Source organism: Pseudomonas sp. JE3303, from assembly GCF_056312565.1.
Genome location: NZ_JBWGIF010000006.1, coordinates 175,184 through 199,545 on the forward strand (window position 1 = coordinate 175,184; position 24,362 = coordinate 199,545).

At 57.2% G+C, this 24,362-nt stretch carries 19 protein-coding genes and 3 pseudogenes; 12 read left to right on the forward strand and 10 right to left on the reverse strand.

Annotated elements, in window-relative coordinates:
- Window positions 1-6: 6 nt before the first annotated feature.
- The gene (locus AC0ZZU_RS10720) at window positions 7-537 is read right to left on the reverse strand and encodes a gamma carbonic anhydrase family protein (protein ID WP_476340564.1); all 531 of its coding nucleotides are present in this window, start codon (window positions 535-537) and stop codon (window positions 7-9) included.
- 309 nt (window positions 538-846) lie between these two features.
- Between AC0ZZU_RS10720 and AC0ZZU_RS10725 the strand changes: the two genes are divergently transcribed.
- The 6 genes from AC0ZZU_RS10725 to AC0ZZU_RS10750 all read left to right on the forward strand — a co-directional run bounded on the left by AC0ZZU_RS10725 (window position 847) and on the right by AC0ZZU_RS10750 (window position 7,154).
- A complete protein-coding gene (locus tag AC0ZZU_RS10725) occupies window positions 847-1,569 on the forward strand; it encodes a GntR family transcriptional regulator (RefSeq protein ID WP_476340565.1) in 723 nt (240 codons plus the stop codon).
- Window positions 1,566-2,354 (forward strand): SDR family oxidoreductase, encoded by a 789-nt coding sequence (locus tag AC0ZZU_RS10730; RefSeq protein ID WP_476340567.1) that lies wholly within the window; start codon window positions 1,566-1,568, stop codon window positions 2,352-2,354. Before AC0ZZU_RS10725 ends, AC0ZZU_RS10730 begins: the two co-directional genes overlap by 4 nt.
- 95 nt (window positions 2,355-2,449) lie before the next feature.
- Window positions 2,450-3,382: a 3,5-dioxohexanoate:acetyl-CoA acetone transferase gene (gene kce, locus AC0ZZU_RS10735; RefSeq protein ID WP_476340569.1), complete on the forward strand. Its 933-nt coding sequence runs from the start codon at window positions 2,450-2,452 to the stop codon at window positions 3,380-3,382.
- 87 nt (window positions 3,383-3,469) lie between these two features.
- Entirely contained in the window at window positions 3,470-4,348 is an 879-nt protein-coding gene (locus AC0ZZU_RS10740) for an SMP-30/gluconolactonase/LRE family protein (protein ID WP_476340570.1), read from the forward strand.
- A 79-nt stretch (window positions 4,349-4,427) separates the two neighbouring features.
- A complete protein-coding gene (locus AC0ZZU_RS10745) occupies window positions 4,428-5,750 on the forward strand; it encodes an MFS transporter (RefSeq protein ID WP_476340572.1) in 1,323 nt (440 codons plus the stop codon).
- A gap of 63 nt (window positions 5,751-5,813) precedes the next feature.
- Window positions 5,814-7,154 (forward strand): MFS transporter, encoded by a 1,341-nt coding sequence (locus tag AC0ZZU_RS10750; RefSeq protein ID WP_476340574.1) that lies wholly within the window; start codon window positions 5,814-5,816, stop codon window positions 7,152-7,154.
- A gap of 191 nt (window positions 7,155-7,345) precedes the next feature.
- Here the strand turns inward: AC0ZZU_RS10750 and tcuC are convergent, their stop codons facing one another.
- The 5 genes from tcuC to AC0ZZU_RS10775 form a co-directional block, all read right to left on the reverse strand.
- Window positions 7,346-8,647 carry a tricarballylate/proton symporter TcuC gene (gene tcuC, locus AC0ZZU_RS10755; RefSeq protein WP_476340576.1) on the reverse strand — a complete coding sequence of 434 codons (1,302 nt, stop codon included), beginning with the start codon at window positions 8,645-8,647 and terminating at the stop codon, window positions 7,346-7,348.
- A gap of 47 nt (window positions 8,648-8,694) precedes the next feature.
- A complete protein-coding gene (tcuB, locus tag AC0ZZU_RS10760; protein ID WP_476340738.1) occupies window positions 8,695-9,852 on the reverse strand; it encodes a tricarballylate utilization 4Fe-4S protein TcuB in 1,158 nt (385 codons plus the stop codon).
- On the reverse strand, window positions 9,839-11,293 hold the full coding sequence (tcuA, locus tag AC0ZZU_RS10765) for an FAD-dependent tricarballylate dehydrogenase TcuA (RefSeq protein WP_476340577.1): 1,455 nt from the start codon (window positions 11,291-11,293) through the stop codon (window positions 9,839-9,841). The genes tcuB and tcuA overlap by 14 nt, the downstream gene beginning before the upstream one ends.
- A gap of 168 nt (window positions 11,294-11,461) precedes the next feature.
- Complete coding sequence (locus AC0ZZU_RS10770) at window positions 11,462-12,397, reverse strand: LysR family transcriptional regulator (RefSeq protein WP_476340578.1); 936 nt, start codon at window positions 12,395-12,397, stop codon at window positions 11,462-11,464.
- A gap of 193 nt (window positions 12,398-12,590) precedes the next feature.
- A complete protein-coding gene (locus tag AC0ZZU_RS10775; protein ID WP_476340580.1) occupies window positions 12,591-13,922 on the reverse strand; it encodes an MFS transporter in 1,332 nt (443 codons plus the stop codon).
- A 340-nt stretch (window positions 13,923-14,262) separates the two neighbouring features.
- Here AC0ZZU_RS10775 and AC0ZZU_RS10780 point away from each other — a divergent pair.
- Window positions 14,263-14,640 (forward strand): annotated as a pseudogene (locus AC0ZZU_RS10780) (glucose-6-phosphate isomerase); the annotation flags it as partial.
- A gap of 136 nt (window positions 14,641-14,776) precedes the next feature.
- On the opposite strand, the pseudogene AC0ZZU_RS10785 reads toward AC0ZZU_RS10780, so the two are convergent.
- A pseudogene (locus AC0ZZU_RS10785) lies at window positions 14,777-14,926 on the reverse strand (DUF3077 domain-containing protein); the annotation flags it as partial.
- Between the two features lie 206 nt (window positions 14,927-15,132).
- Here AC0ZZU_RS10785 and AC0ZZU_RS10790 point away from each other — a divergent pair.
- From AC0ZZU_RS10790 to AC0ZZU_RS10800, 3 genes are all read left to right on the forward strand, one after another.
- The gene (locus AC0ZZU_RS10790) at window positions 15,133-16,023 is read left to right on the forward strand and encodes a dihydrodipicolinate synthase family protein (protein WP_476340582.1); all 891 of its coding nucleotides are present in this window, start codon (window positions 15,133-15,135) and stop codon (window positions 16,021-16,023) included.
- Window positions 16,024-16,042: 19 nt separating this feature from the next.
- The gene (locus AC0ZZU_RS10795; protein ID WP_476340583.1) at window positions 16,043-17,368 is read left to right on the forward strand and encodes an NAD(P)/FAD-dependent oxidoreductase; all 1,326 of its coding nucleotides are present in this window, start codon (window positions 16,043-16,045) and stop codon (window positions 17,366-17,368) included.
- A 162-nt stretch (window positions 17,369-17,530) separates the two neighbouring features.
- A complete protein-coding gene (locus tag AC0ZZU_RS10800) occupies window positions 17,531-18,478 on the forward strand; it encodes a LysR family transcriptional regulator (protein WP_476340584.1) in 948 nt (315 codons plus the stop codon).
- 51 nt (window positions 18,479-18,529) lie between these two features.
- Here AC0ZZU_RS10800 and AC0ZZU_RS10805 read toward each other — a convergent pair.
- The 3 genes and pseudogenes from AC0ZZU_RS10805 to AC0ZZU_RS10815 form a co-directional block, all read right to left on the reverse strand.
- A pseudogene (locus tag AC0ZZU_RS10805) lies at window positions 18,530-18,700 on the reverse strand (arginase family protein); the annotation flags it as partial.
- Between the two features lie 130 nt (window positions 18,701-18,830).
- Window positions 18,831-20,159, reverse strand: a complete 1,329-nt coding sequence (locus AC0ZZU_RS10810) for an MFS transporter (protein WP_476340585.1) — start codon at window positions 20,157-20,159, stop codon at window positions 18,831-18,833.
- Window positions 20,160-20,307: 148 nt separating this feature from the next.
- On the reverse strand, window positions 20,308-21,321 hold the full coding sequence (locus AC0ZZU_RS10815; protein WP_476340586.1) for a GlxA family transcriptional regulator: 1,014 nt from the start codon (window positions 21,319-21,321) through the stop codon (window positions 20,308-20,310).
- Window positions 21,322-21,694: 373 nt separating this feature from the next.
- Between AC0ZZU_RS10815 and AC0ZZU_RS10820 the strand changes: the two genes are divergently transcribed.
- Both AC0ZZU_RS10820 and AC0ZZU_RS10825 read left to right on the forward strand, forming a co-directional pair.
- Window positions 21,695-22,648 (forward strand): LysR family transcriptional regulator, encoded by a 954-nt coding sequence (locus tag AC0ZZU_RS10820; protein WP_476340739.1) that lies wholly within the window; start codon window positions 21,695-21,697, stop codon window positions 22,646-22,648.
- A gap of 233 nt (window positions 22,649-22,881) precedes the next feature.
- Entirely contained in the window at window positions 22,882-24,117 is a 1,236-nt protein-coding gene (locus AC0ZZU_RS10825) for an aromatic ring-hydroxylating oxygenase subunit alpha (protein WP_476340588.1), read from the forward strand.
- Window positions 24,118-24,362 lie beyond the last annotated feature (245 nt).

The window sequence follows — 24,362 nt, forward strand, 5'->3', positions numbered from 1 at the left end:
CAGAGCCTAGACATCACCTGGATCTGCGGAGAGGTTCACTGAGTACTCCACGGCTTTATCAACGTAGCTCTGCGCATTGGCGCGCAGATTGGCCTGCTGTTCAGGCGTCAGGGTTCGAATCACTTTTGCGGGGGAACCCAAGACTAATGAGCCATCCGGGATTACCATTTTTTCAGTGACAAGCGCCTTTGCTCCGATCAAACAACCAGCACCAATCTGCGCACCGTTGAGGATGACGGCCTGGATACCGATCAATGTACCGTTCCCCACGTCGCAGCCATGAAGCATTGCCTGGTGGCCAATCGTGACCCCGCTTCCTACGGTGATCGGGAACCCTGGATCTGCGTGAAGCACCGCTCCGTCCTGGACGTTGGAGCCGTCTCCGATCGATATCAGCTCGTTATCCCCGCGAAGCACAGCGCTGAACCACACGCTTGAGTTTCGAGCCAGCTGTACATTGCCAATGACGGAGGCGTTCGGCGCCACCCAGCTCGATGGGTGAGCCTGGACGCAGCGGTCTCCTAGACGATATTTCATTGATCCTTCCTCTGTGCGGATAAGCACCTCGACGCAGCTTCTTTTCTGTCCAAGCCCCACGCCCGCAGCGCTTGATGCGCTGGTTCACTTCCGTGCAACGCCCGGATCACCGGGGAGGGGCAGGAGGTTCTAAAAGTTAGATGATATGTGATCACAAAATATTTCGACGCGCAATTCCTGCCGAGTGGCGTCAGGGAACTGGGATTTCTGACGGCTTCCTACGTCTTCCTGACCATCAAAAAAGAGTTGACATAGGTTATTTGTGATCACATATTTGGTCGACAAAAACGACAACCCAGGCCTCACTCCATGACTGATCGTCCTATCCCGTTGCCGACCCTTCGTCACGTTTCTCGAGACACTTTGCAGGATCAGGTCTACCGCCAGATTCGCGAAGCATTGATGAGCGGACGCTTCCAGCCTGGCCAGAAGCTGACCATCAGGGGTCTCGCCGAAGCGCTGGGTTCAAGTCCAATGCCAGTCCGCGAGGCGCTCCATCGACTGAGCGCTGAAAACGCGTTCGAAGTCACTGAAACCGCTCGACTCCGTGTTCCCATCATGACGCCCACGCGACTTCGGGAGATCCGTGATGCTCGCGTGGCGCTCGAAGGTTTGTTGGCCGAAAAAGCAGTGGTGCTACTCAAGGACGCTGACCTCGTAGACATCAATGACCTCTGCCGGCAAATGCAGCAGGCTGCCGACACCGTCGATGTGCCTCGATATCTGTGGACCAACTTCGCCTTCCACCGCCGTATTTACGCAGTCGCGCAAGCTGAGCTCACGGTCGCCGCCGTAGAAAACTTTTGGCTGCACATGGGGCCGTGCTTTGCCTTGGTCGCGCCTGACAAAGGGCACCTTCAGCGTTCAATGGAAGCGCATGACCGGATCGTTGCGTCTTTGACCGCCCGGGATGGAGCCGCCGCGCGGGCTGCGGTCACTGACGACATCATGCAGGCTGCTGATTCACTGATCCGCCTGCTCCTTGATAGCGGTCGTTCTCGGTCAACTTCGTCAGGAGTGAAGAAAGCATGAGTGTTCTCAATCGTTTGATACCCTACAGCGGTTTGCGTGTACTGATCTCGGGCGGTGCTGCCGGTATCGGTGAGGTACTTGCTGCGGCCTACATCGAGGCAGGAGCCAAGGTACATGTCTGTGACGTAAGCGAGTCTGCAATAGCGGCATTCCGTGATCGCTACCCAGGTAGCGTCGCCACCCTCGCCGATGTAGGTGATTCGGCGCAGATCGAAGCCGTCTTCAAGGTACAGCGCGAGCAGTTCGGCGGCCTTGATGTGCTTGTGAACAACGCAGGGATTGCCGGCCCGACGGCAGGTATCGATGCCATCACCGACGAGGACTGGCAACGGACGATCGACATCAACCTTACTGCCCAGTATCGCTTTGCGCACCACGCGGTGCCGTTCTTGAAAGAGTCACCCAATGCGCATCTGATCCACATCGCCTCCGTGGCTGGACGTCTGGGCTACGCCTGGCGCACACCTTACGCCGCGACCAAATGGGCCATCGTCGGGCTGATGAGGTCCCTGGCCTCGGAGCTCGGCGAAAGCGACATACGCGTCAACGCCTTGCTGCCAGGCATTGTTGAGGGCCCGCGCATGGATGGAGTGATTCGCGCCCGTGCCGAGCAGATGAACGTGCCAGAGTCCGAGATGCGTGAGGAGTACCTCAAGAAGATTTCGCTCAAACGAATGGTTACAGCAGAAGACGTCGCAGCGATGGCGCTTTTCCTGTGCTCACCGGCCGCACGCAATGTCACCGGGCAAGCCATCAGCGTCGATGGCAACGTCGAGTACCTCTAAGGCTCGCGGGTCGATTACAGACGCAGGCCGCAGGCATCTCCCGGGCCTGATTCTATCCAGAACTTTCTCACCAAGAACAAGAACGGAGAACACTCATGTCCAAGAAAAGACCAGTCATCATTACCTGTGCTGTCACCGGCGCAATTCACACACCATCGATGTCCCCACATTTGCCAATTACCCCCCAGGAAATCGCCGAAGCCGCGATTGGCGCTGCCGAAGCCGGCGCCGCTATCGTCCACCTGCATGCCCGTGATCCTATCGATGGGAGGCCGAGCCAAGATGTCGACCTGTTCCGTCAATTCCTGCCGCAGATCAAGGCTGAGAGTGATGTGGTCATCAACATCACTACCGGCGGTGCGCCAACAATGGGCGTTGAAGAGCGCCTGCAACCTGTGGCGCAGTTGCAGCCCGAGCTAGCCTCCCTGAACATGGGGTCAATGAATTTCGGGCTGTACGAAATGCTCGACCGGTTCACCGAGTTCAAGCACGACTGGGAGCGCCCGTATCTCGCAGAAAGCGATGACCGGATCTTCCGAAACACCTTCCGGGATATTGCTCACATCCTTAACGTCTGCGCTGAAAACCGTACCCGCTTCGAGATCGAATGTTACGACATTGGTCATCTCTATACCGCCGCCCACTTCCTGCAACGAGGCCTGCTCAAGGCACCGATTTTTATCCAGTCCGTGTTTGGCTTGCGCGGTGGTATTGGCGGTCATCCGGAAGACTTGGCACACATGCGTCGCACAGCTGATCGGTTGTTCGGCGATGCCTACGAATGGTCGATCCTCGGTGCTGGTCGTAATCAGATCCCGCTGGGGACGATGGGCTTGGCAATGGGCAGCAACGTCCGCGTTGGTCTTGAAGATTCACTGTGGGATGGGCCGGGCAAGCTTGCTGCGTCCAATGCCGATCAGGTCAAGAGAATCCGCACCGTCATTGAAGCCCTCGGCGGTCGCGTTGCGACACCGGATGAGGCTAGGGAAATGCTCAGCCTCAAGGGTAAAGACGAAGTCAATTTCTAAGTGATGCCAATCACTGCCAGTCAGCACAGGCCGTGCGTCTGTGCGCGACTCAGTCATCTCCCATAAGAACAAGATAGGGGTGAACTCATGCGTATCGAGATCGTCGTTGATGCAAAAACTACGCTGGGCGAAGGCCCTGTCTGGGATGAAGAGCAACAGCGTCTGTATTGGATAGACAGCTTCGACGGCCGAGTCTTTCGCTGCACCGAGGATGGACGCGAGCTACGCGCCTGGGACGTCGGCCAGAAAATCGGATCCATGGCCCTACGCCAAAGCGGCGACGCCGCGATAGTGGCCTTGGAAAACGGACTGCACAGCCTGGACCTTCCAACCGGCGAGATCGAATTCATCATCGATCCCGAACCAGGCTTGGCAAACAACCGCCTTAACGACGGTAAGGTCGACCGTCAGGGGCGGTTCGTCTTCGGCTCCATGGACACTCAAGAAGAGCAGGCAAGCGCGAAGCTTTATCGCCTGGACCCCGACATGAGCCTGCATACCTTGGACGAAGGCATCATCGTGTCCAACGGGCCGTGTTGGAGCCCAGATGGCGAAACATTGTACTTCGCCGACACCTGGGTTGGTGACATCTGGGCGTACGACTATGACAGCGCTACCGGTGCGGCAACAAACCGGCGTACGTTTGCCAGCGTCGATACCTCCGGTGGCGGAGCGGCAGATGGCTGCACCGTGGATGCAGAAGGCTGTCTATGGCAAGCGCTTGTGTATGCCGGAAAGCTCGTGCGGTACACGCCAGAGGGGCAGATCGATCGGGTGATCGATATGCCGGTGAAAAAGGTCACTAGCCTGGCCTTCGGTGGGCCTCGTCTTGACACACTATTCGTTACTTCCATGGCGAGACCTCCGCTGCCTCGTTTCCCCAGCGACGGACAGCAGCGCGGTGCGCTCTTTGCCGTCACCGGTCTGGGCGTGAAAGGCATAGGCGAGCGGCGCTTCGCTTCATAACGCTCCACTGGCCCGAACCGAGGGTTATGGACGATTGAATCCTTTCGTCAAGGCGTGTAACCCGCGCCTGGAGAATCCCATGCAAAATAATAAGAAAGCATCATTAGGCAAGATTCATCGCTATTCATGGGTGTCGTTGTTGGTGTGTTGGATGATCTGGATCCTCAATGCTTACGATCGCGAGATCGTCTTGCGGTTGGGGCCGACCATTTCCAAGCATTTCGATCTGTCGGCAGATCAGTGGGGCACGACTGCGACCGTTGTCATGCTCGCGCTGGCGGTGCTGGATATTCCTGGTTCGGTTTGGAGTGACCGCTACGGCGGGGGTTGGAAACGGGCCCGCTTCCAAGTCCCGCTAGTGCTCGGCTACACCTTCATTTCGTTCATGTCTGGCTTCAAGTTCCTGAGTGGGCATCTGGCGTCTTTCATCGCTTTGCGCGTGGGCGTCAACCTGGGAGCGGGCTGGGGTGAGCCGGTAGGGGTGAGTAATACAGCGGAATGGTGGCCAGTCGAACGTCGGGGGTTTGCCCTTGGCGCCCACCATACCGGTTACCCGATAGGCGCGCTGTTGAGCGGCATCGTTGCCAGCTTCGTGATCACCACTTTTGGTGAAGACAATTGGCGCTACGTGTTCTTCTTCGCGTTCGTGGTGGCGTTGCCGCTGATGATTTTCTGGTCGCGCTACTCGACGGCTGAGCGTATCACCGCGCTCTATGTTGACATCGCCGCTAAGGGAATGACTGCGCCCGACAGTACGCCATCGCCAAACATCAAGGGGCAAGCCTGGAAGATGTTCAAGGCCACGATCAGCGATCGCAATATTGCGCTGACTGCCGGCAACACCATGCTCACACAAGTGGTGTACATGGGCGTAAACATTGTCTTGCCTGCTTATCTCTACAACATTCTTCATCTCTCGCTGGCGGAGTCGGCAGCCATGAGTGTGGTGTTCGCCTTGACGGGCATCCTGGGTCAGTTGATCTGGCCGTCGCTGTCGGACATCATTGGTCGGCGCATCACACTGATCATCTGCGGGTTGTGGATGGCAGCCAGTGTTGGAGCCTTCTACTTCGCAAACACCATGATCATTATCGTGGTTGTGCAGTTGCTGTTCGGCCTCGTGGCCAATGCGGTCTGGCCAATCTACTATGCAGTCGCTTCCGATTCAGCTCAACCCGCAGCGACTTCAACTGCCAACGGCATCGTTACCACAGCGATGTTCATCGGCGGAGGCGTTGCCCCGGTGCTCATGGGGTTGATTATCAGCGCTGGCGGCGGCTGGGAAAGTCTGGGCGGATATACCGTGTGCTTCCTGGTCATGGCTGGCTGCGCACTCGGCGGAGCAATTCTCCAGCTGTTTTCCCATCGTCCGAAGACGTTCGTTGTTTTACCCCGAGTCTGACTGTTCTTGCCTCGGCGCTCACTGCGCCGACCTTACTCCTGACATGAGCAAGAGGTTCGTACCATGACAATTATAAAAACGCACGATCCGCATTCTGCACCCCGTGACGGGCAGACATTGAACAAGTTAATCTTCGCCAAACTTATGCCGTTGCTGATTGCTGCCTACATACTTAGTTTTCTCGACCGCACTAACATTGCTTTAGCCAAGCATCATCTTGATGTCGATCTGGGCATTTCGGCCGCTGCATATGGCTTGGGCGCAGGACTTTTCTTCCTGACGTATGCGCTGTCCGAGGTACCCAGCAATCTAATCATGCACAGGGTAGGTGCGCGATTCTGGATCGCTCGCATCATGGTCACTTGGGGCCTGCTTTCGGCGGCGATGGCTTTCGTCCAAGGCGAGACTTCGTTCTACGTGCTACGCCTGCTACTGGGCATTGCCGAGGCGGGTCTGTTCCCTGGCGTCATGCTTTACCTGACCTACTGGTTCGGACGGGAGCAACGCGCTCGTGCCACGGGTTATTTTCTACTGGGCGTGTGCCTTGCCAACATCATCGGCGGCCCATTGGGCGCGGCATTGATGCAACTGGATGGCGTGCTTGGCTGGCGCGGATGGCAGTGGATGTTCATGCTCGAGGGGTTGCCAGCGGTCTTCTTCGCCATTGTGGTCTGGAAGAAACTTCCGGATCGTCCAAGCAAGGCGCCTTGGTTGAGTGCGGCTGAAGCAGAGCAGATCGAACGCCAACTGGCGACCGAAGCAGAGGAAGGCGCTGGCCACGGTGGTCATGCGCTGAAGCAGTGCCTGACGCCTCAAATTCTACTGGCGATATTTGTTTACTTCTGCCACCAGATCACCGTTTATACAGTGATTTTTTTCCTCCCTGGGATCATTGGTAAATATGGGGAGATGAGTACTTTGCAGGTGGGACTACTGACATCCCTACCTTGGCTGGCTGCAGCGATTGGTGCAATTGCCTTGCCTCGTTTTGCCAGCACGCCTCAACGCTCAAGGCGAATCTTGGTGACCGGATTGCTAACGATGGCTGCTGGATTGACTATTGCATCGCTCGCCGGGCCTGCGATCAGCCTGCTGGGGTTCAGTATCGCGGCAGTAATGTTCTTCGTCGTACAGTCGATCATCTTTCTTTATCCCGCATCGCGTCTTAAAGGGGCGGCCTTGGCAGGCGGGCTAGGGTTCGTCAACAGTTGCGGACTTTTGGGTGGATTTGTTGGCCCTTCGGTCATGGGATTGATTGAGCAAAGCACGGGTAACGCTATGAACGGAATGAAAGTTATTGCCTGCGTGCTACTGGCTGCTGCGTTCGCGGCTACACGTTTGCGGCAGGGGCAAGAGGACAAAGCAGTGAAACCAAGCGTAAGTAGCGAACGTCAGCGAGCATAAGTTTGGCGTATCAGCTTAGCACTCCCACTGCATTGCATATGGAGCAATACAAGAAAGGGGGCAGGCCGTCATCGCTGAGAACCCGTGCAGTCCCAGCCATCCCAGGAGCAGGACCCGGTGACGGCAGGGAGGTACGCACTCAGCGATGCAGGTTGATGCTCGAGTTGTTCGGCTCCTTGGCTAACAAGGAACTAAACGGTTCTGACTGCCAACGCTTTTTGCCGCCGATACAGAATCGTCGTCGCTGTGAAGCCGCACACCGCAGCGAACATGAGCCAGTAGGCAGGTGATGCCTTGTCGCCCGTGGCCTGGACAAGCAACGTCGAGATTGCCGGGGTAAAACCTCCAAACACCGCGGTGGCCAAACTGAAGGCGAGTGAAAATCCGACTACCCGCACGTTCTGTGGCATGACTTCGGTCAGTGCTGCGACCATTGCGCCATTGTAAATGCCAAAGAAGAACGAGAAGTACAGCAGGACAGCGAGCAGTCGTTCGAAACTTGCCGCCTCTGCCAACCAGTGCATTGCGGGATAGGCAGTAAAGATGCACAGCAACGATATCGTGAGCAACAGTGGCCGACGGCCAATGCGGTCGGAGAGGGCGCCGCCGATAGGCAGCCAGATAAAGTTGCTGATGCCGACCAGCAGCGTGACCACCAGGCTGTCGGTGGCGCTCAGGTTCAGTACTGTCCTGCCAAACGTCGGGGTGTAGACCGTAATAAGATAGAACGTGGTGGTGGTCATGGACGCCAGCAAGCCGCCCGCCAGAACGGTGCGCCAGTTGTCACGCATCGAGCGAAAAACTTCGCGAGTTGTTGGACGATGGCTGCGCGCAGTGAAGGCAGCGGTTTCTTCCAGTGAGCGGCGAATAATGAAAATGAACGGGATGATCACGCAGCCAATGAAGAATGGAATACGCCATCCCCAATCGGCGATTTCAGCGGCTTGCATCGTGGCATTGATCGTGTAGCCCAACGCTGCCGCGACGACGATTGCCACCTGTTGGCTGGCCGATTGCCAACTGGTGTAGAAACCGGTGTGACCGGGGGTGGAAATTTCCGCCAGATACACGGAAACACCGCCCATTTCCGCGCCGGCGGAGAAGCCCTGTAGCAGCCTGCCCAACAACACCAGGATCGGTGCCGCCACGCCGATGGCGGCATAGCCCGGCACCAGGGCGATCAATACGGTACCGGCGGCCATGATCGACAGCGTCACGATCAGTCCCTTGCGACGGCCCACCTTGTCGATGTATGCCCCCAGCACAATGGCGCCTAACGGACGCATCAGGAATCCTGAGCCGAATACCGCGAAGGTCATCATCAGCGAGGCGAACTCACTGGTGGCTGGAAAGAAAGTCTGGGAGATGTAGGTCGCGTAGAACCCAAACAGGAAGAAGTCGAATTGCTCTAGAAAGTTACCGCTGGTGACCCGCAAGATGGCGCCAACTTTGGACCCCTTGGCTCGGGTTGTTGCCGTTGTCGTTTTCATCATGGCTACCGTTATGCTCACTATTGTTTTTGGAATGCGTGCTTGAACCGTCAGTCGCTGCCGGCGTTGATCGGGTTGGGTTGACGCTTCTCGATGGCGTGTTTGAGCAGCGCTGCGCTGCGGAATATTCCATGGGCAAATTTGCTGTAGGGCATGGTCAGGAAAAACGCCATGACCAGGCCGAGATGGATCGCCAACAACAAGCCCAAGGCGCTGGTTTCTCGGAATGCCAGTAGCGCCAGGCCGCTTGCGCTGACCAGAAACAGCAGCGCGATGAAGCCGCGATCCATGGGTTTCTGATGCTCATCGCCATGCGCAGGGCTGCGACGCAGGTTCAGCCAGAGAAGACCTGCCGGACCGATCAGCAGGCCAATGCCACCAGCAATACCCAACATCACCGGCAAGCTGAAGATCGGATAAGGCGCCGACCACTTCAGCAGATAGTGAAAGAGCGTGGCGACACTGGTTGCGGCGAAGCACAGCATGAAGCCGTAGAAGGTCAGGTGGTGGAATCGGCGTCGCCACAGGGTGAATCGATCGTCGGCATTGTTGCAGCCCTTGCCATGGCCGCCGTCCAGGTATTTGAGCTTCGCGACGTTGGCCGTCGCCTCCAATGCAGCGGACGTTTTCAATGGCAGTGGCGCGGCCACCGGTGAAACGTTGCGCCAGAAGCGCCGTACTCCCATGGTCAGGGCAAGGACCGCAAAGCCGAATACCGCGCCGAACATCAGCGCCAGGGTGTTATGCGGGAAAATCCTGTAGAAGTTGCCCCCAGGAATGGCCGTGAACAGGTTGCCCATGAGCATCAGGGTCAGGCATAAAAACAAGGCTAGTCCCGCGCCGGAAGCCAGCGCCAGGGTCAGGCCGTTGCGCTGGTACAACCTGCCCATCACTTGCGGCCAGGCATATTCGGCGTAAGTGTCCAAGCGCACTTTGGCCATGGCTTTGGGTATGTTGACGTCGAATTCGTGTGGGGCGGCGTACTGACAGGCGTGCAGGCACGCGCCGCAGTTATGGCACAAGTTCGCCAGGTAATGGATATCGGCTTGAGTGAATTCCAAGCGCCGGGTCATCGCCGGAAATACCGCGCAAAAGCCTTCGCAATAACGGCAGGCGTTGCAGATGGTCATCTGCCGCTGGACTTCACTTTCGACAAGATTCAGCACTGAGATCAACCCGCCCGACGCTTGGGGATCAAACATTTGCATGTCGAGACTCCGTGTTTGCAGATGAAGCGCCAAAGCCCACCGAAGCGGCCGCCTGCACACCGGCGATACGGCCAAACGCAGTACCGATGGCCATGCCGATGCCGGCGGTGTAGCCCTTGCCCAGAACATTGCCGGCCATCATTTCTCCAGCGACGAACAGGTTGGGGCTCGCTTTGCCGTTGAAATGCACGGCAGCGGTTTCGTCGGTGGCGAGGCCGAGGTAGGTGAACGTGACACCCGGTTTGAGCGGGTAGGCGTAGAAAGGTGGTTTTACCAATGGCCGCGCCCAATGGGTCTTGGCGGGCTGCAGTCCTTGGGTGTAACAGTCGTCCAACGCTGTGTGGTCGAACGTGCCGACGCGGCAGGCGCTGTTGTAGTCCTCGACAGTCTTGACGAATTTTTCTTGAGGCAGCTTCAACTGGCGGGCAAGGTCTTGCAGAGTATTGGCGGTGGTTCCGGGAAAGACCGGCGGCATGAAGCGGCCGATGGCTTGTTGGTCGATGATCGAATACGCCTGCTGACCGGGTTGTCCGGCTACCAGACGCCCCCAGATCGCATAACGTTTTGGCCAGAAATCCTCACCTTCGTCATAGAAACGTTCGCCATCACGATTGACCACCACACCAAGCGATACGCAGTCGATTCGGGTACAGATTCCGCCGTCGTAGAGCGGTGCGCGAGCATCAATCGCGACCATGTGTGCTTGCGTCGGATCGCCGATCGCATCTGCACCAAGGTCGAGCATGCGCCGTAGCAGAATGCCGGTGTTGAATCGGGTGCCCCGGATCAGGAAATTGTCCGATGGCCATTCGCCGCGTTCATTCTGACCCCAGGCTTCGCGCAGCCATTCACGGTTGGACTCGAAGCCCCCGGCCGCCAACACGCAGGCCCGTGCTTCAATACGTTCTGCGGGGAAACGTTGACCCTCTACCTCATGTTCGGCGACATGGGCGGCGACGAATTTCCCCTCGTCCAACTCGATGTCTGTTACTTGTGTGTTGTAACGAATTTTTACGCCCAGGCGCTCGGCGCTGCGAAAATATGCATTGACCAGCGCTTTGCCGCCGCCCATGAAAAATGCATTGGTCCGCGCCACGTGTAGCGCGCCGGACAGCGGTGGCTGGAAATGCACACCGTGTGAACGCATCCAATCGCGGCAAGAAGACGATGCCCGAATTGCAATGCGTGCAAGTTTCTCATCGGTGAGGCCACCGGTGACTTTCAACAGGTCTTGCCAGTATTCTTCTTCTGGATAGGCATCGATCAGCACGTCCTGCGGTTCGTCGTGCATGCACCGCAGGTTACGGGTGTGTTGGGAGTTGCCACCGCGCCAGATTTTCGGAGAGGCTTCCAGCAGCATCACGCTGGCGCCCGCTTCGCGCGCCATCAGAGCGGCGCACAAGGCAGCGTTGCCTCCCCCTATGATTAAGACATCGATCATCATCGCTCCTCGATTGGCAAGGAAGCGGGAACAAAGTGCTCCTTGCGGGTGGGGAGGACGATAGGGTGGCCAAGGAATGGCCGAAAGGCCGCATTTGACACGGGGTGTTTAGTTTTTCTAAAGGCTCTGCCTTCAGGAGAGAGTTTTGTGTCCGGGGTTGAAGGAGGATTACGCGTCTTCCCCCTCTATCCACGTCGCTCCAGGCCACTGTTTGTCGACGACCAACTGTCGCGCCACATCGACGATGACCAACCGCGTTGCCAGCGCCGCCGGAGAGAGTTCGTCGTCAGCCAGCGTCGCCAGGAGATTACGCCGTCCCACATGGGGATCGGCAATCCTGATCACTGTAAGTCCGGACCCGTCTTTCAATGCAGCGGCCGCCCCCGGTTGTATGGTTGCCGCATGACCCGCCCGAACGGCGTTCATCAAAACAGCGAGACCGTCGACTTCCATAATGACATTGGGTGTTAGCCCGACCCGTTCGAACGCGCTCATCAATGCCGAGCGCAATCCATGTTGCGCGCTGGGCATCACCAGCGGCAGGCCGCCGAGGTTGGCTAACTGCACATCGTCACCGGAAGGCGCTTGAGGCAGGCTGGGCGATGCAATGACAAACAGTTTTTCATCCAGCAGCGGAGTCACGCTCCAGCGTTTGCCCCCTTCGAGCTGGAACAGGACGGCCAAGTCAATTTGCCGTGCGTTGAGCTGCGCCGCCAAGTGGCCGGAAAGCATTTCGACCAGATGCAGTTGTATGTCCGGATAACGCGAACGCATGGCGTTGATCAACGGCAACGCGAGCACCGTTGCGGTAGTCGGTGGTAAGCCAACGCTGACATAACCGCTCATTCGCCCGCGATGGACGGCCATGATTGCGTTTTCGGCCTGGCGCAGCGTCAATTGGGCATGGTGTAAGAATGCAAATCCGGCGCTGGTCGGGGTGACTCCGGTGGAGGTTCGATTCAGGAGGCGAGTGCACAGTTCGCTTTCCAGCTTGGAGATTTGCTGACTGAGGGCTGACACACCAACTTCCAGTTCCAGTGCCGCACGTCCCAGGCTGCCAAGCTCAATGATTTTTACGAAATAGCGCAGTTGTCTCAGTTCCAATGTGACGGCTCCCCGCGAAGGTTATTCGCTACCTGAACGTCTGCCACGCAAGGTGCGAAGCCCGAAGAGGCAGCATTGTCGCAGGTTTGGATTGAGCGTTGAGCGCGTAGTGGGCCAATAGCCGTCGTTTGATCAATCCGGTCACTATGAAACAAAGAGGCTCGCCAATGTCGAGCCTCTTCATGCAGCTTATTTAGCTGGTGATAGCGGAGACTTGCGCCACACGACGGTTCTGTTTGCCCACCAGAAACACCAACAGCGAACCGGTAGCGGTCAACGCGCACAGCGGCATCAGCGCCATTGGAAAACTACCGGTCTGGTCACGCAGTACTCCGATGATGGAACTCATTGCGCCAGTGCCCAAGTGGGCAAAGGTGTTGATCGCTGCAATCCCGGTTGCCAAGGTCGCCGGCGGCAGGGTTTCGGAGCACAGTGCCCAGAACGGGCCCTTGATTGCGTAGTTACCCATCAATACGAGCGTCAGCAGTACCAGCGTGATGGTCAGTGAATCCGTGAACAACGTGGCTGCGAAACTCACCGCAGTAATGGCTAGCGGAATGGCGGTGGCCTTGATCCGTTCCCCGCTTTTGTCCGCACGCATTCCCCAGTAAATCATGAAGACTGCGGCGATGCCGAAAGGGATCATGTTCAACAGGCCGGTTTGCATGTTGGACAGGTGGAAGGATTTCAGAATCTGCGGCATCCACAATGAGAGGGTATTGCTGGTTGCCGAACTGCCCATGTAGATCACCGACAGCACCCAGATGTACTTATTGGTGAACACCGCCTTGAGCATGCCGCTCACGCTGTGAGGGTGTTTCTGCGCAGTGCTTTCGCGAGCAGCCCGTTCTTTGGTCAACTGTCCGCTCAGCCAATCCTGTTCCTGTTGAGTCAGCCATTTGGCTTCGCTCGGCCGATTAGGCAACACCTTCAAAGCCAGCAATCCCAGAATGATCGCAGGCAGTGCTTCAAGCATCAGCAGCCACTGCCAACCGGCGAAGTCTGCCACACCATCCATTTTCAACAGCAGAGCCGACAACGGCGAGCCGATGAAGTTGGACAGTGGAATAGCCACCATGAATATCGCAATGATTCGAGCCATGTACGCTTTGGGGATGCATTGCGAGAGGTAAAGGATGACGCCTGGAAAGAAGCCGGCTTCTGCCGCCCCGAGGAGGAAGCGGGAAACAGAATAGGAGATCGGGCCGACTGCAAATGACGAGCAGAAACCGACGATGCCCCACGTGATCATGATGCGCGCGATCCACCGGCGGGCACCGAAACGCTCCATGGCCATGTTGCTGGGCATTTCGCAAAGGACATAAGCAACGAAGAACAGCGTAGCGCCGAACCCGAAGGCACTGGCCGTCAGGCCGATGTCCTGGTTCATGGTCAGGGCGGCGAAACCAATATTGACTCGATCAATGTAGGCGATGAAATAACAGAGCACGAGAAAGGGAATCAGGCGAAACCCCAGTTTGCGCATTGTCGATTTTTCAATCTCATCATTTGATTGCTTGTTCATGGAAGCCGCTCTCTTGTAATTGGAATAGGCTGCTCTTCGGCAGAACCTCTCGATGCGGGGCGAGAGACATGACCGCAGATTTTCACCCCAAGCTTTCAGTAAGCTTTCGTTACAAATAAAGCGGATGAATGGTTCGGGTGCCTGGATAAATCCTGCCTACACGGTGCATAGGGAAAGGTGCATAGGGGGATGAGGAACCTGTGCCGAAGTCTTCCATGGCGAGCCGGACGCCAAGGTCCTTGAGTGCGCGCATGATGCAAGCGCACCCTCAGCGTCCTCAAGCATGACGCTTTCCGTGAGCTCAAGCTCCAGGCGCGCAGCCCGCAGGCCTGAGCGCGACTCGCAGAGCCAAGCGCTCATAGTGAGTAAGAGTCACGCTGAGGCTGAAGATGAGCTACGTGCCCAAGGAATGCCTGAGAGCGAGGTTCAGCGGCTTGTGCCGCACAAGGTGATTCCGGGTAATCGTCCCAGCAACACTTTGGTCATGGACGTGATCAACCCGAACCGACTGGGCGCCTTAGTCGCCCTCTATGAGCACAAGGTCTTCGTTCAAGGCGTCGTGTGGGGAATCGATTCGTTTGACCAGTGGGGCGTTGAGCTCGGCAAGGAGCTGGGGAAGAACGTCTATGAGCAATTGATGGGGCGGGAGTTGTCGTCAGCTGACGATGCTTCCACGGCAGGTTTGGTGGACTACTTCCGACGCCGTCATCGTGGCTGAAGTGAAGTAACGTTACGTGGCAGCTCGGCAAGTTGGTCTGGGCTGCTAACAGGCGTGCCCCTTTGAAGCAATGGACGCAGGGCCGGCCATTGTTCGTCGTAGCTCATGTGCTTAGGTTTCGGCTAATCCGCTGGATGTCCATCAGACCTGAGAGGGTCATTTCCCGCACATAAACCATCAGCTCTGAAGCCTGCTCACGAGCATGCTGGCAAGGAATGCCGGCTTCAACGCGAAACAGTGGGTGTGTCTGGTTTTCACCTTGCCTTTCTTGTAGGGCATTTCCCAAACATACTGCTGCCGCAGCGAGGGCGCAATTTTGGGGATCGACTTCCGACCGCAGCAACACTCCGCACATAACCTCAGCTCATCACTTCATCTCCCTAAATGTCGCTGTAGCCGAACTGGATGGCCCCGTAACCTTTTGCACAGAGCGGCACCGCTCGGTGCCTTCGACTGGAACGACCAGCCGATAACAAAAACAGGAGCCATCCAATGTCCGCATTCCAGTTCTCAGGTGTGAACCTGGCCATCACCACCCCGTTCGACGCGCAAGGCAAGATTGACTATGCACGGTGCGAAGCCTTGATCGAGCGTTATATCGCCGCCGGTGTGCATGGCTTCGTGCTCAGCTCTGGGACCGGGATGCATGTCTACCTCAGCAAGGAAGAGTCGAAGGAACTGGTGGCCTTCAGTGCCAAGGTCATCAACGGACGCGCCCGGGTCATTGCCCAGACGTCCGCGCTGATGGTGGAAGATGTTGTCGAGCGCACCCGTCATGCGAAAGAGTGTGGCGCCGATGGTGTGATGGTGCTCCCGCCGTTCTTCGAGGGGCCGACCGACGACCAGGGAATCCTTGATTTCTACGCGGCCGTGTCCGAAGCCGGACTGCCGATCATTGGCTACAACGTACCCCAGGCAGTGGGCGTCGAAGTCACGCCGGTGCTATTCAAGCGTCTCAGCGAGATCCCCAATTTCGTCTCGGTCAAGGACAGCAGCGGCGACCTTGCGGCCCAGGCATCGCTGATACGCACTGGCTTGCCCACTATGAACGGCGCCGATCCACTGGCTCCCTACGCGCTGTTCGCCGGTGCCGCCGGCCTGATCTGGGGCGGGGCAAACATGGCTCCGAAGACTTGCGTGGACTTGGTCAATGCCGCCGCCGAAGGTCAGTGGGATCAGGTTCGGCAGATCTGGACCGCATTGGCGCCAGTCATGTCGCTGATCTGGCAGGGCGACTACGTCCAGTCAGTCTACGCCGGTGCCGAGATCATGGGCTATTGCGCCGGCCATCCTCGACGTCCACTGGCGCGTTTGGCGGACGACAAGATCAGCCGCCTGCGCGAGGCGCTGGCGCCGCTGATCGAACGCGAATCCGTTCGCTAAGCAAGCGGGAGCATCGATCATGTTTGTCGCTTCGAAATTGCCCAGGAACAACGGCAGCTCCGGCTGGGTCGAGATGCTGCCGCGCCGCACGGGCCATCCAGCACTGGAGGCGGCGGTCACTGCCGATATCGTCATCATCGGCGGCGGCTTCGCCGGTTTGTCGGCGGCCTGGCAGCTCGTGCGCCTGGACCCGACCACCAAGGTTGTCATCCTCGAAGCCGGACTCGTCGGCGAGGGCGCTTCCGGACGCAACTCCGGTTTCATCATCGATCTGCCCCACGAAGTCTCGGCCGAGGGGCTGGGCGGCGGTTCGCTGGACCGGGCACGCCGCGATATCAAGCTGTACCGTACGGCGATCGACCTTGGCCGCGAGCTCGCCGAGCAGAATGGCTGGGGGCGGGAGGTCTTCGATCCCTGCGGGCGCTACAGCGTCGCTCGCGGCGTACAGGGTGATGAGCACATTCTGTCCTACGGCAAGCAACTGGATGCCCTGGGAGAGCCGTACACCCTGCTTGATACCCGGGAAATCGGCGAGGTCACCGGGAGTCCGGCCTACACCTCCGGAATGTTCATGCCGGGTACGGTGATGATCCAGCCAGCGGATTATGTGCGGCGCATGGCCGATGCTTTCAGCGAACCGGTGCGGATCCACGAGCGGACCCCCGCGCTGTCGTTCAAGAGTGTCGGCGGCTCCTGGGTAGTCAAGACGCCGAAGGGTTCGGTGACTGCGGGCAAGATCATTCTTGCCAATAATGGTCATGCGCAGAGCTTCGGCTTCTTCAAGCGGCAGCTCTTGCACGTGTTCACCTACGCCTCGCTGACCGAGCGGTTCGATCCGCGGCGCCTGCCCGGCAAGCGCACCTGGGCGGCAACTCCGGCGCTGCCTATGGGCACGACCGTTCGGCGTATCAGTGATGGTGACGCGGACCGCATCCTGGTGCGCTGGCGCTACACCTACAACCCAAGCCTGACCATCGGCGATGCCCAGGTGGACAGCGCCGGGCGGGTGCATGATGAGAAATTCATGACCCGTTTTCCAACCTTGAAGGGCCTGCGCATGGAGCACCGCTGGGGCGGGCCGATGGCCCTTACCTGGAACAGCGTGCCGCTGTTTGGCGAGATCGAGCCGGGGATCATCGCCGCCTGCGCCTGCAACGGGCTGGGCGCGTCCAAATCCAGCGCGGCGGGAATTGCCGCGGCAGATCTGGCGCTGGGAGTGTCCAGCGAACTGGTGAAGATCATGTCCGCTTACGACCAACCCAAGCAGCTGCCGCCACAGCCTTTCCTGACCATTGGCGCCAAGGCCAACATGAAGCTCAAGGAGATGCGCGCCGGAGACGAGTGACCCTCGCTGGACAATGAAAAAACCAAGGGCCTCTGCGAGGTCCTTGATTTTTGTATTTTCTGCAGGGCGGATGCTTCCGGATGACCCTGAATCTGCTGTACGTTGCCCATCGCACTGCCGCGTCATGATCTTTTGTTCAGGTATGGAAAAAGGAATTCATCCATGGTCAAGCATACGGAGCCCGATCAGTCGCTCCTGCAGATGCCCTCGTTGCGCGCCGTAAAGGCTTTCGTCGCCGCCGCGAAATATCAGAACTTCACCCGCGCCGCCGAATCGCTGTGTGTTACCCAGGCCGCGATCAGCCGGCAAATCCGCGAGCTGGAGGATTTTCTGGGTGCCGAACTGTTCGCTCGCAGCGGCCGTGCGGTGACCCTGACTGCGGCAGGCTCGATCTTCTTCGATGCGGTACACCTCTCGCTGTCGAACATATCCCAGGTGTCGGGGCGCATTCGTCGGCAGAAACACGGCAAGCGCGTGGTGACTATCTGCTGCACGCAGGCTTTCTCGGGCTTGTGGCTGACGCCGCGCCTGGGCGAGTTTTTTGCCAGTTACCCGGATATCGACCTCAACGTGGTTACAACCCAGAACTTCATGACCCTTGAGCCGGGGGTACAGCCCGACATCATCGTCAACAAGCTGTCGAAGATCCGCGAAGGCTACAGCTGTTTCCCGCTGACCTACGACGTGATCTATCCCGTGTGCAGTCCCGAGTATCTGCAGCGCCATCCCGAGGTGGCATCGCTGTCAGGCATCTGTAACACCGCGCTGCTCAATCTCAGTCCGTTCGGCCGCTCTCAGATTGCCGAGCATGTGGACTGGCACATGTGGTTCGAGTACCACGGCATCGACCTCAGCGCGCGGCCTTCGGGGGCCCAGTTGTTCAATTCCAACGACTATTGCTCACTGGTTCAACTGGCATTGAAGGGGCAGGGCGTCGGGCTGGGCTGGCACTACCTGGTCGACCCGCTGGTCAAGGAAGGGCTATTGGTGCGGCCGGTGAAAGAAGAGCTGGTGCACAAGGACAGCCAGCATTTCCTCAGCTTCAGCGAAGACAAGAAGAAAGACGACGCCTGCTGCCAGGTAAAGGACTGGATACTGGGGCAGTTCTGACGAAGTGACGATGAGGTCCGAGCCAAATCTCAAGTTGCGAGATCGATACGTTCAGTCCTCCTCGCCGGTGCCTAGAAGTGGCAACTTGGCGAGCATGCTCTTCAGTGCAAGTGCGTCCCAGGGCAAATGTTCTGCAATGCCGATGCCCACGACGTCGACTACCTTGACAACGTCTCCCAGCAGACGTACGACTTGCTCGATTGTCATCTTGCCTTGGGCGATCGAAGGATGGTGTGCCGTTGGAATTTTACCAAGTGACGCGTAAAACCCCTTCCTTCGAGGCGATTACCGTCGCTGCAGGTCGCTGTGGTTTTCAGCCCCAGGTCTTTCCGATTCGATACGTGTTGAGCCACTAGCCCAGCGAGGCTGCCTGCTGAAGGTTCAGCGAGCGTGTTTCCGGGGCCAGCATCCAGGAAAGCAGCAAGCCGAAGAAGGTGATGCCGGCTGCTATGTACATCGTCTGCGCGATGCCGATGGAGTCTAGCGAAATAGGCACGAGGTAGGTGCCCACCGCTGCGCCAATGCGAGAGATCGATGTGCCAACGCCGACCGCGAATGCGCGTATCTCTGTAGGGAAAATCTCGTTCGGATAGACCAGCGTCAGAACCTGAGCCCCGCCAATGAACAGCGCGTAGATGGCGAAGAACACCAGGATCCATATGCCTGCGCTGTTGTTGGCTGCCCCAAGGCACAGCAAGGACAGGCCTGAAACGGCAAAGCTGTAGAGCAGAAGGTTGCGGCGGCCGACGACATTGATCAGCCGGGTCGACACGATGCAGCCCGCAACGAAGAATAACGTGATCAGTATCGAGCCGATCGAGGCGCTGTCACCTCTCACGTCCATCGCCGCGAGCACTCTGGGCGCAAATGCATACACGGCGAACAGTGGGATGATGCAGCACGTCCAGAAGACGATGATGAACAGCATGCGCTTGGCGTAGCCCGAATACACGAGGCTCCAGATGTTGATCTTGTAGTTAGGGCTTTCTTCCGGGAGGTTGTTCAGGGAGAAGTCATTGCCGTAGACGCTCTTGATAACGTGTTCCGCTTCAGCATCACGGCCTTTGCTCAAAAGCCACCGTGGCGATTCCGGGGTGCCGATGCGGATGATGAACAGGGCCAGGCCAATGATGGCGGAGCTGGCCAGCACCCAACGCCAAGCCTCATCGCCGCCGTTGCGCAGTACGAGCTCACCTACGATGTAAGCCGCCGCAGCGCCTGCAAACCAGAGGATGGTTAACATCGCCAGGCGAGGACCGCGATACTTCCTGGGCATGAACTCCACGAGGAGCGAAGTGGCGACGGGGTACTCGATACCTACCGCGATGCCGATGACTAGCCGCAGAATAAAAATTGCTTCAGCGGATTCAGTCCAGAACTGAGCGATGGAGGCGAGAATAAAGAGGGTGGGGCCGACGAAGAATAGGCGCTTGCGGCCCAGGCGATCAGTCAGCAGGCCGCCGAGAAAACCGCCGAAGAAAATGCCGATCAACGCGGATGCGGCTATCAAGCCTTCCCAGAAGCTGCTCAATGAGAGCGATGCGGTGATGTGAGCCAACGCCACGCCGATGATACTGAGGACATAACCGTCTACGAAGGATCCTCCGCCTGAGCGGAGAGTCAGTAGCCTGTGAAACTTGCTTAGAGGTACATCTTCTACCGAGATATGAGGACTTGTCATTTTTGTCTCCTGATACGGGATTTTTGACTTTTGGCAGCGCGACGCCGCGACGCAGCGGATGCGTCGGGTTGAGACCCCTCCTGAAAATTCAGTGAGCGATGGTTGGTAATTGTTGTTGTTCTAAGGATCGGTGCGAGCACACGGCTGGTCAGATTTCATAGCGAAGCTCTTTCGAGGGTGGATGCCCGAAAAATGCGCTGTATGATTTGCTGAAATGGGTGCAGGAGACGAAGCCACAAGCGATGGAAACGTCAAATATCGAGGCGTTGGAGTTCTGTATGAGCCGGCGTGCTTCTGTGATCCTGAGCTGGAAATAGTACTTCTGTGGCGTCGTGTTCAATTGATCCCTGAAAAGTCTCTGGACCTGCCTTATCGACAGGTTGACGACTTGCGAAAGTTGATCCGGGCTCAGGGGCTCTTCAAGGTTTGACTCCATCAGGGATATCACCTCTCGCAGGGCTTTGCTCACGTTGGGCTGTTGCGGTTTTCGGAGCCTGCGGAACCTGCTTTGATCGGAGTCAAGAGTGTCCAGAACGGCGTCTGCAAGCTGGGGGCTGGCGCCGTAGCCAAGCCAACGGATCATCATCTCGAATGCGCCGTTCGGCGTAGCGGAAGTCATCCGGTTTCGATCACACACGAGAGATTCATGAGAGACGCTGGCATAGGGAGTGCGTTCAGCCAGTGCGGTGCGCTGCTCCGCATGAATGGCGCAGCGATAACCATCCAGCAGGCCCGCACCCGCGAGGTACCAGGCGCCATTCCAAAGGCCGCCCAGGGCGATGGGGAGCCTGGAGATGTTCTTGAGCAAGCTCGAAAGCCAATTCGGCATCGTCCTGGCCGTTCGCAAGCCGCCGCAGATGACCATCAGGTCAAGGTCGGACAGGCGAATATCGGTCAGTGGCGTATCGGGGCGGATGGGAAGGCCGAGGTCACTCATCACCTCGGCATGATCATGGCTGAACGTGTGGACCCGAACGGCGCCAGGGGAGATCAGGTTTGCAGTGACAAGGACATCCAGTGCTTGGGTAAAGCACGGCAACGAGAAGTTCTCGAGCAGGAGAAAACCTACACGTGACGTCTTTTGGGGGGAGCGCTCTTGAGTCATGAAACCCAGGTTGCGGTCGGCGAATGTGCGGCTAAATTCTCTTGTCATTGTTTTCATTGGGACACCCAGCAGCTCAAGCCCAATGCTTGACCAATTAATAATTAAGTAGCGGCGCTTTGGTAGTGACCGGTGGTTTGAATCATCAGGTTGAGCATCAATATATGACCGCCATGTGATCCCGGTCTAACGACATTTCCATCCCTGTTTGCATAACTTCGCGTTATCAGTTTGCCCAAAAAGGCGTGCGGGCATGGTGAAGCCTTGTCATAAAATAGGGTCTGAAGTAGAGAAATGTCTAGCAAAAATCACGGGGTCTCGTCCATAACCAAAAGTTATGCGCCAGGTAATTTTTGTACGAGGTAATTTTTTTGGGACTGAGTAGTATGAGGGTAGTCCTACGTAAAGCGTTCGGGGAGCTATTTTAAAAATGTTGCAGAGGCACGTTGATCCAGACACGCTATTGCTCAAGATGCCTTCGTTACGGGCGGTAAAAGCATTCGTGGTCGCTGCGAAATACGAGAGCTTTACCCGCGCTGCGGAGGCACTCTGCGTCTCGCAAGCGGCGATAAGCCGGCAGGTTCGCGAGCTGGAAACGTACTTGGATACTCCACTGTTCACCCGTGTGGGTCGCGCCGTTGAGTTGACCGCAGAAGGGACTGTGTTCTTCGATGCCGCGCAAATTTCGTTCGTGAACATAGCACAGGCTGCTGAGCGGTTTCGACATGCACCTTCCAGCAAGAATGTTCTTACGATCTCGTGCTCTCCCGCCTTTTCGGCGTTATGGTTCTCTAGCCATATCCAGGAATTCCGAATCAAGCATCCTGATATCGAGCTTAACCTGATAACGACTCAAAATTTTCAGGTCCGCGAGCCTGGTATCGAACCGGACATTGTAATTTCCAAGTTCTCACATGTCGGGGAAGGATATAAGGTTTACCCCCTTTGCCACGACGTGATTTATCCCGTGTGTTCTCCTGAATTCTTGAGCCGTAACCCTTGTATCGAAACATTGGAGGGGCTTCGCGATTCAGCGCTGCTGGACCTGAGCCCGTATGGTCGGTCAGGGGTTGCTGAGCATGTAGACTGGAACGTCTGGCTTGCGTTCCAGAACGTGGATATCGATGCGCGAGCTACAGAGAGCCCGCCAACTTTTCATGCTAATGATTACAACCTGATCATGAACATGGTCATGTCTCATCAAGGTGTCGCGCTGGGATGGAATCAGCTCGTGGGGGATATGGTCGAATCCGGTAAGTTGGTGAGGCCGGTTCGCGAGCAAGTAACGCTACAGAATAGTCTTCATTATCTGGCGTGTAAGGAAAGCAATAACAACGTGGAGGCGTGTGGGCGTGTGAGGGATTGGGTGACGTCCAAGTTCTCATAGTGGAAATCCAAGGCGGCAGTTCATAACCTGCCATTATTGATTTGCCTGTGGAAATGTAGCTTGAGTTGGTGTCGGGCGATGACTTACGCTTTGAGCAAGCTTGACGTCTGACTCATCTCTGCATCCGTGGTGGGCTTTAAATACTCGCTGAGCTCCGGTTATGGCTACCCACAAGAAGAATTTTCAGTCATTTGCACCCAGTGGCGACGACCTCTGGGGGAGGGAGGATAATAATGAACAGCAATGAATCCGTCGTTAGTCTGATCAAACAGCGCAAGCCTCGCCATGTGCTACCTCGTGAGCTCTATCTCGACCCTGAAGTCTACCGTCAGGATCTCGAACAGATCTGGCATAAAGATTGGATCTTCGCGGGACACAGTTTCGAAATTCCCAAGGCGGGTCAGTATTTCACCCTCCAGATCGGTGATTACCCGGTTGTCGTGGTCCGTGGCAAGGATGGTGAAGTACGGGCTTTCCACAATGCCTGCCGCCATCGTGGTGCCAAGGTGTGCGAGCACGCCACCGGCAAGGTGGCCAAGCTGGTATGCCCCTATCATAAATGGACGTTCGAGCTCGACGGTAACCTGATTTACGCAGGCAACATGGGTGCTGACTTTGATCGCACGAACTACGGGTTGAAGCCTGTTCATATCGAAGTTGTTCATACGTACATCTATGTGTGCGTAGCTGAAAAAGCTCCGGATTTTTCCAGCTTCCGGTCCGCCGTTGCTCCGTTCATCGCGCCCCACTTCCTCGAAAATGCCAAGGTGGCGTTCGAGTCGAACTTGATCGAGAAGGGCAACTGGAAGCTCGTGTTCGAAAACAACCGTGAGTGCTACCACTGCGACGGCACCCATCCCGAATTGCTCAACTCGTTCGTCGAGAATCTCTCGGTGCAAGGTGTAGGCGGGGAGGACGACCCTGAACTGGTGGCTCACTGGGACCGCTGTGAAGCCGCGGGCATGCCCAGCCGGTTGAACATGGATCCTCTGGGTCGTTTCCGGATGACGCGTATTCCGCTTTCCGCAGGCGCGGTAAGCTACACGATGGATGGTCAACCTGCCGTTGCCGGTCGATTGGACCAGAGCGGTGAACCTGATATCGGCGCGCTGTTGTACTTCAACTACCCATCGACCTGGAATCACTTCCTGGGCGACCATGCGTTGAGTTTCCGAGTGCTGCCCGTTGGGCCGGGTGAGACTCTCGTGACCACGAAGTGGCTCGTACCTGAATCAGCGGTAGAGGGCGTGGACTATGACCTCGATCGTCTTACCAAGGTCTGGCTTGCGACCAATGACCAGGATCGTCGCCTGGTTGAGGGGACCCACGCCGGCGTTTCTTCACCAAGCTACGAGCCAGGTCCCTTCTCGGAAAATGCCGAGAACGGTGTCTGCCAGTTTGACGACTGGTATTGCGCAACCATGCTGGAGCGCTTGACTGGCAGGCCTTCCTTGAAGTCTGTTGGATAGTCAGTCTTTTATCCCATGAAGCGCGCTGAAAAATGCTCCGTATAGCCTCAGGTGATGCATGCATAGCCTGAGGTTGAACCCATTGGGGCAAAACAGCGTGCAGCGTTCAAAATAGCCACCGATGCAGAGATTTCGCTGTGTCCACCCCAAGTAAAATCTGATTTCATGTGCTCGGGATCCGGCCCAGCCTAGCGGGTCAACGAGAACTGATCCGACGATTTGGCGAGCTCGCTAAAATCTTGTAG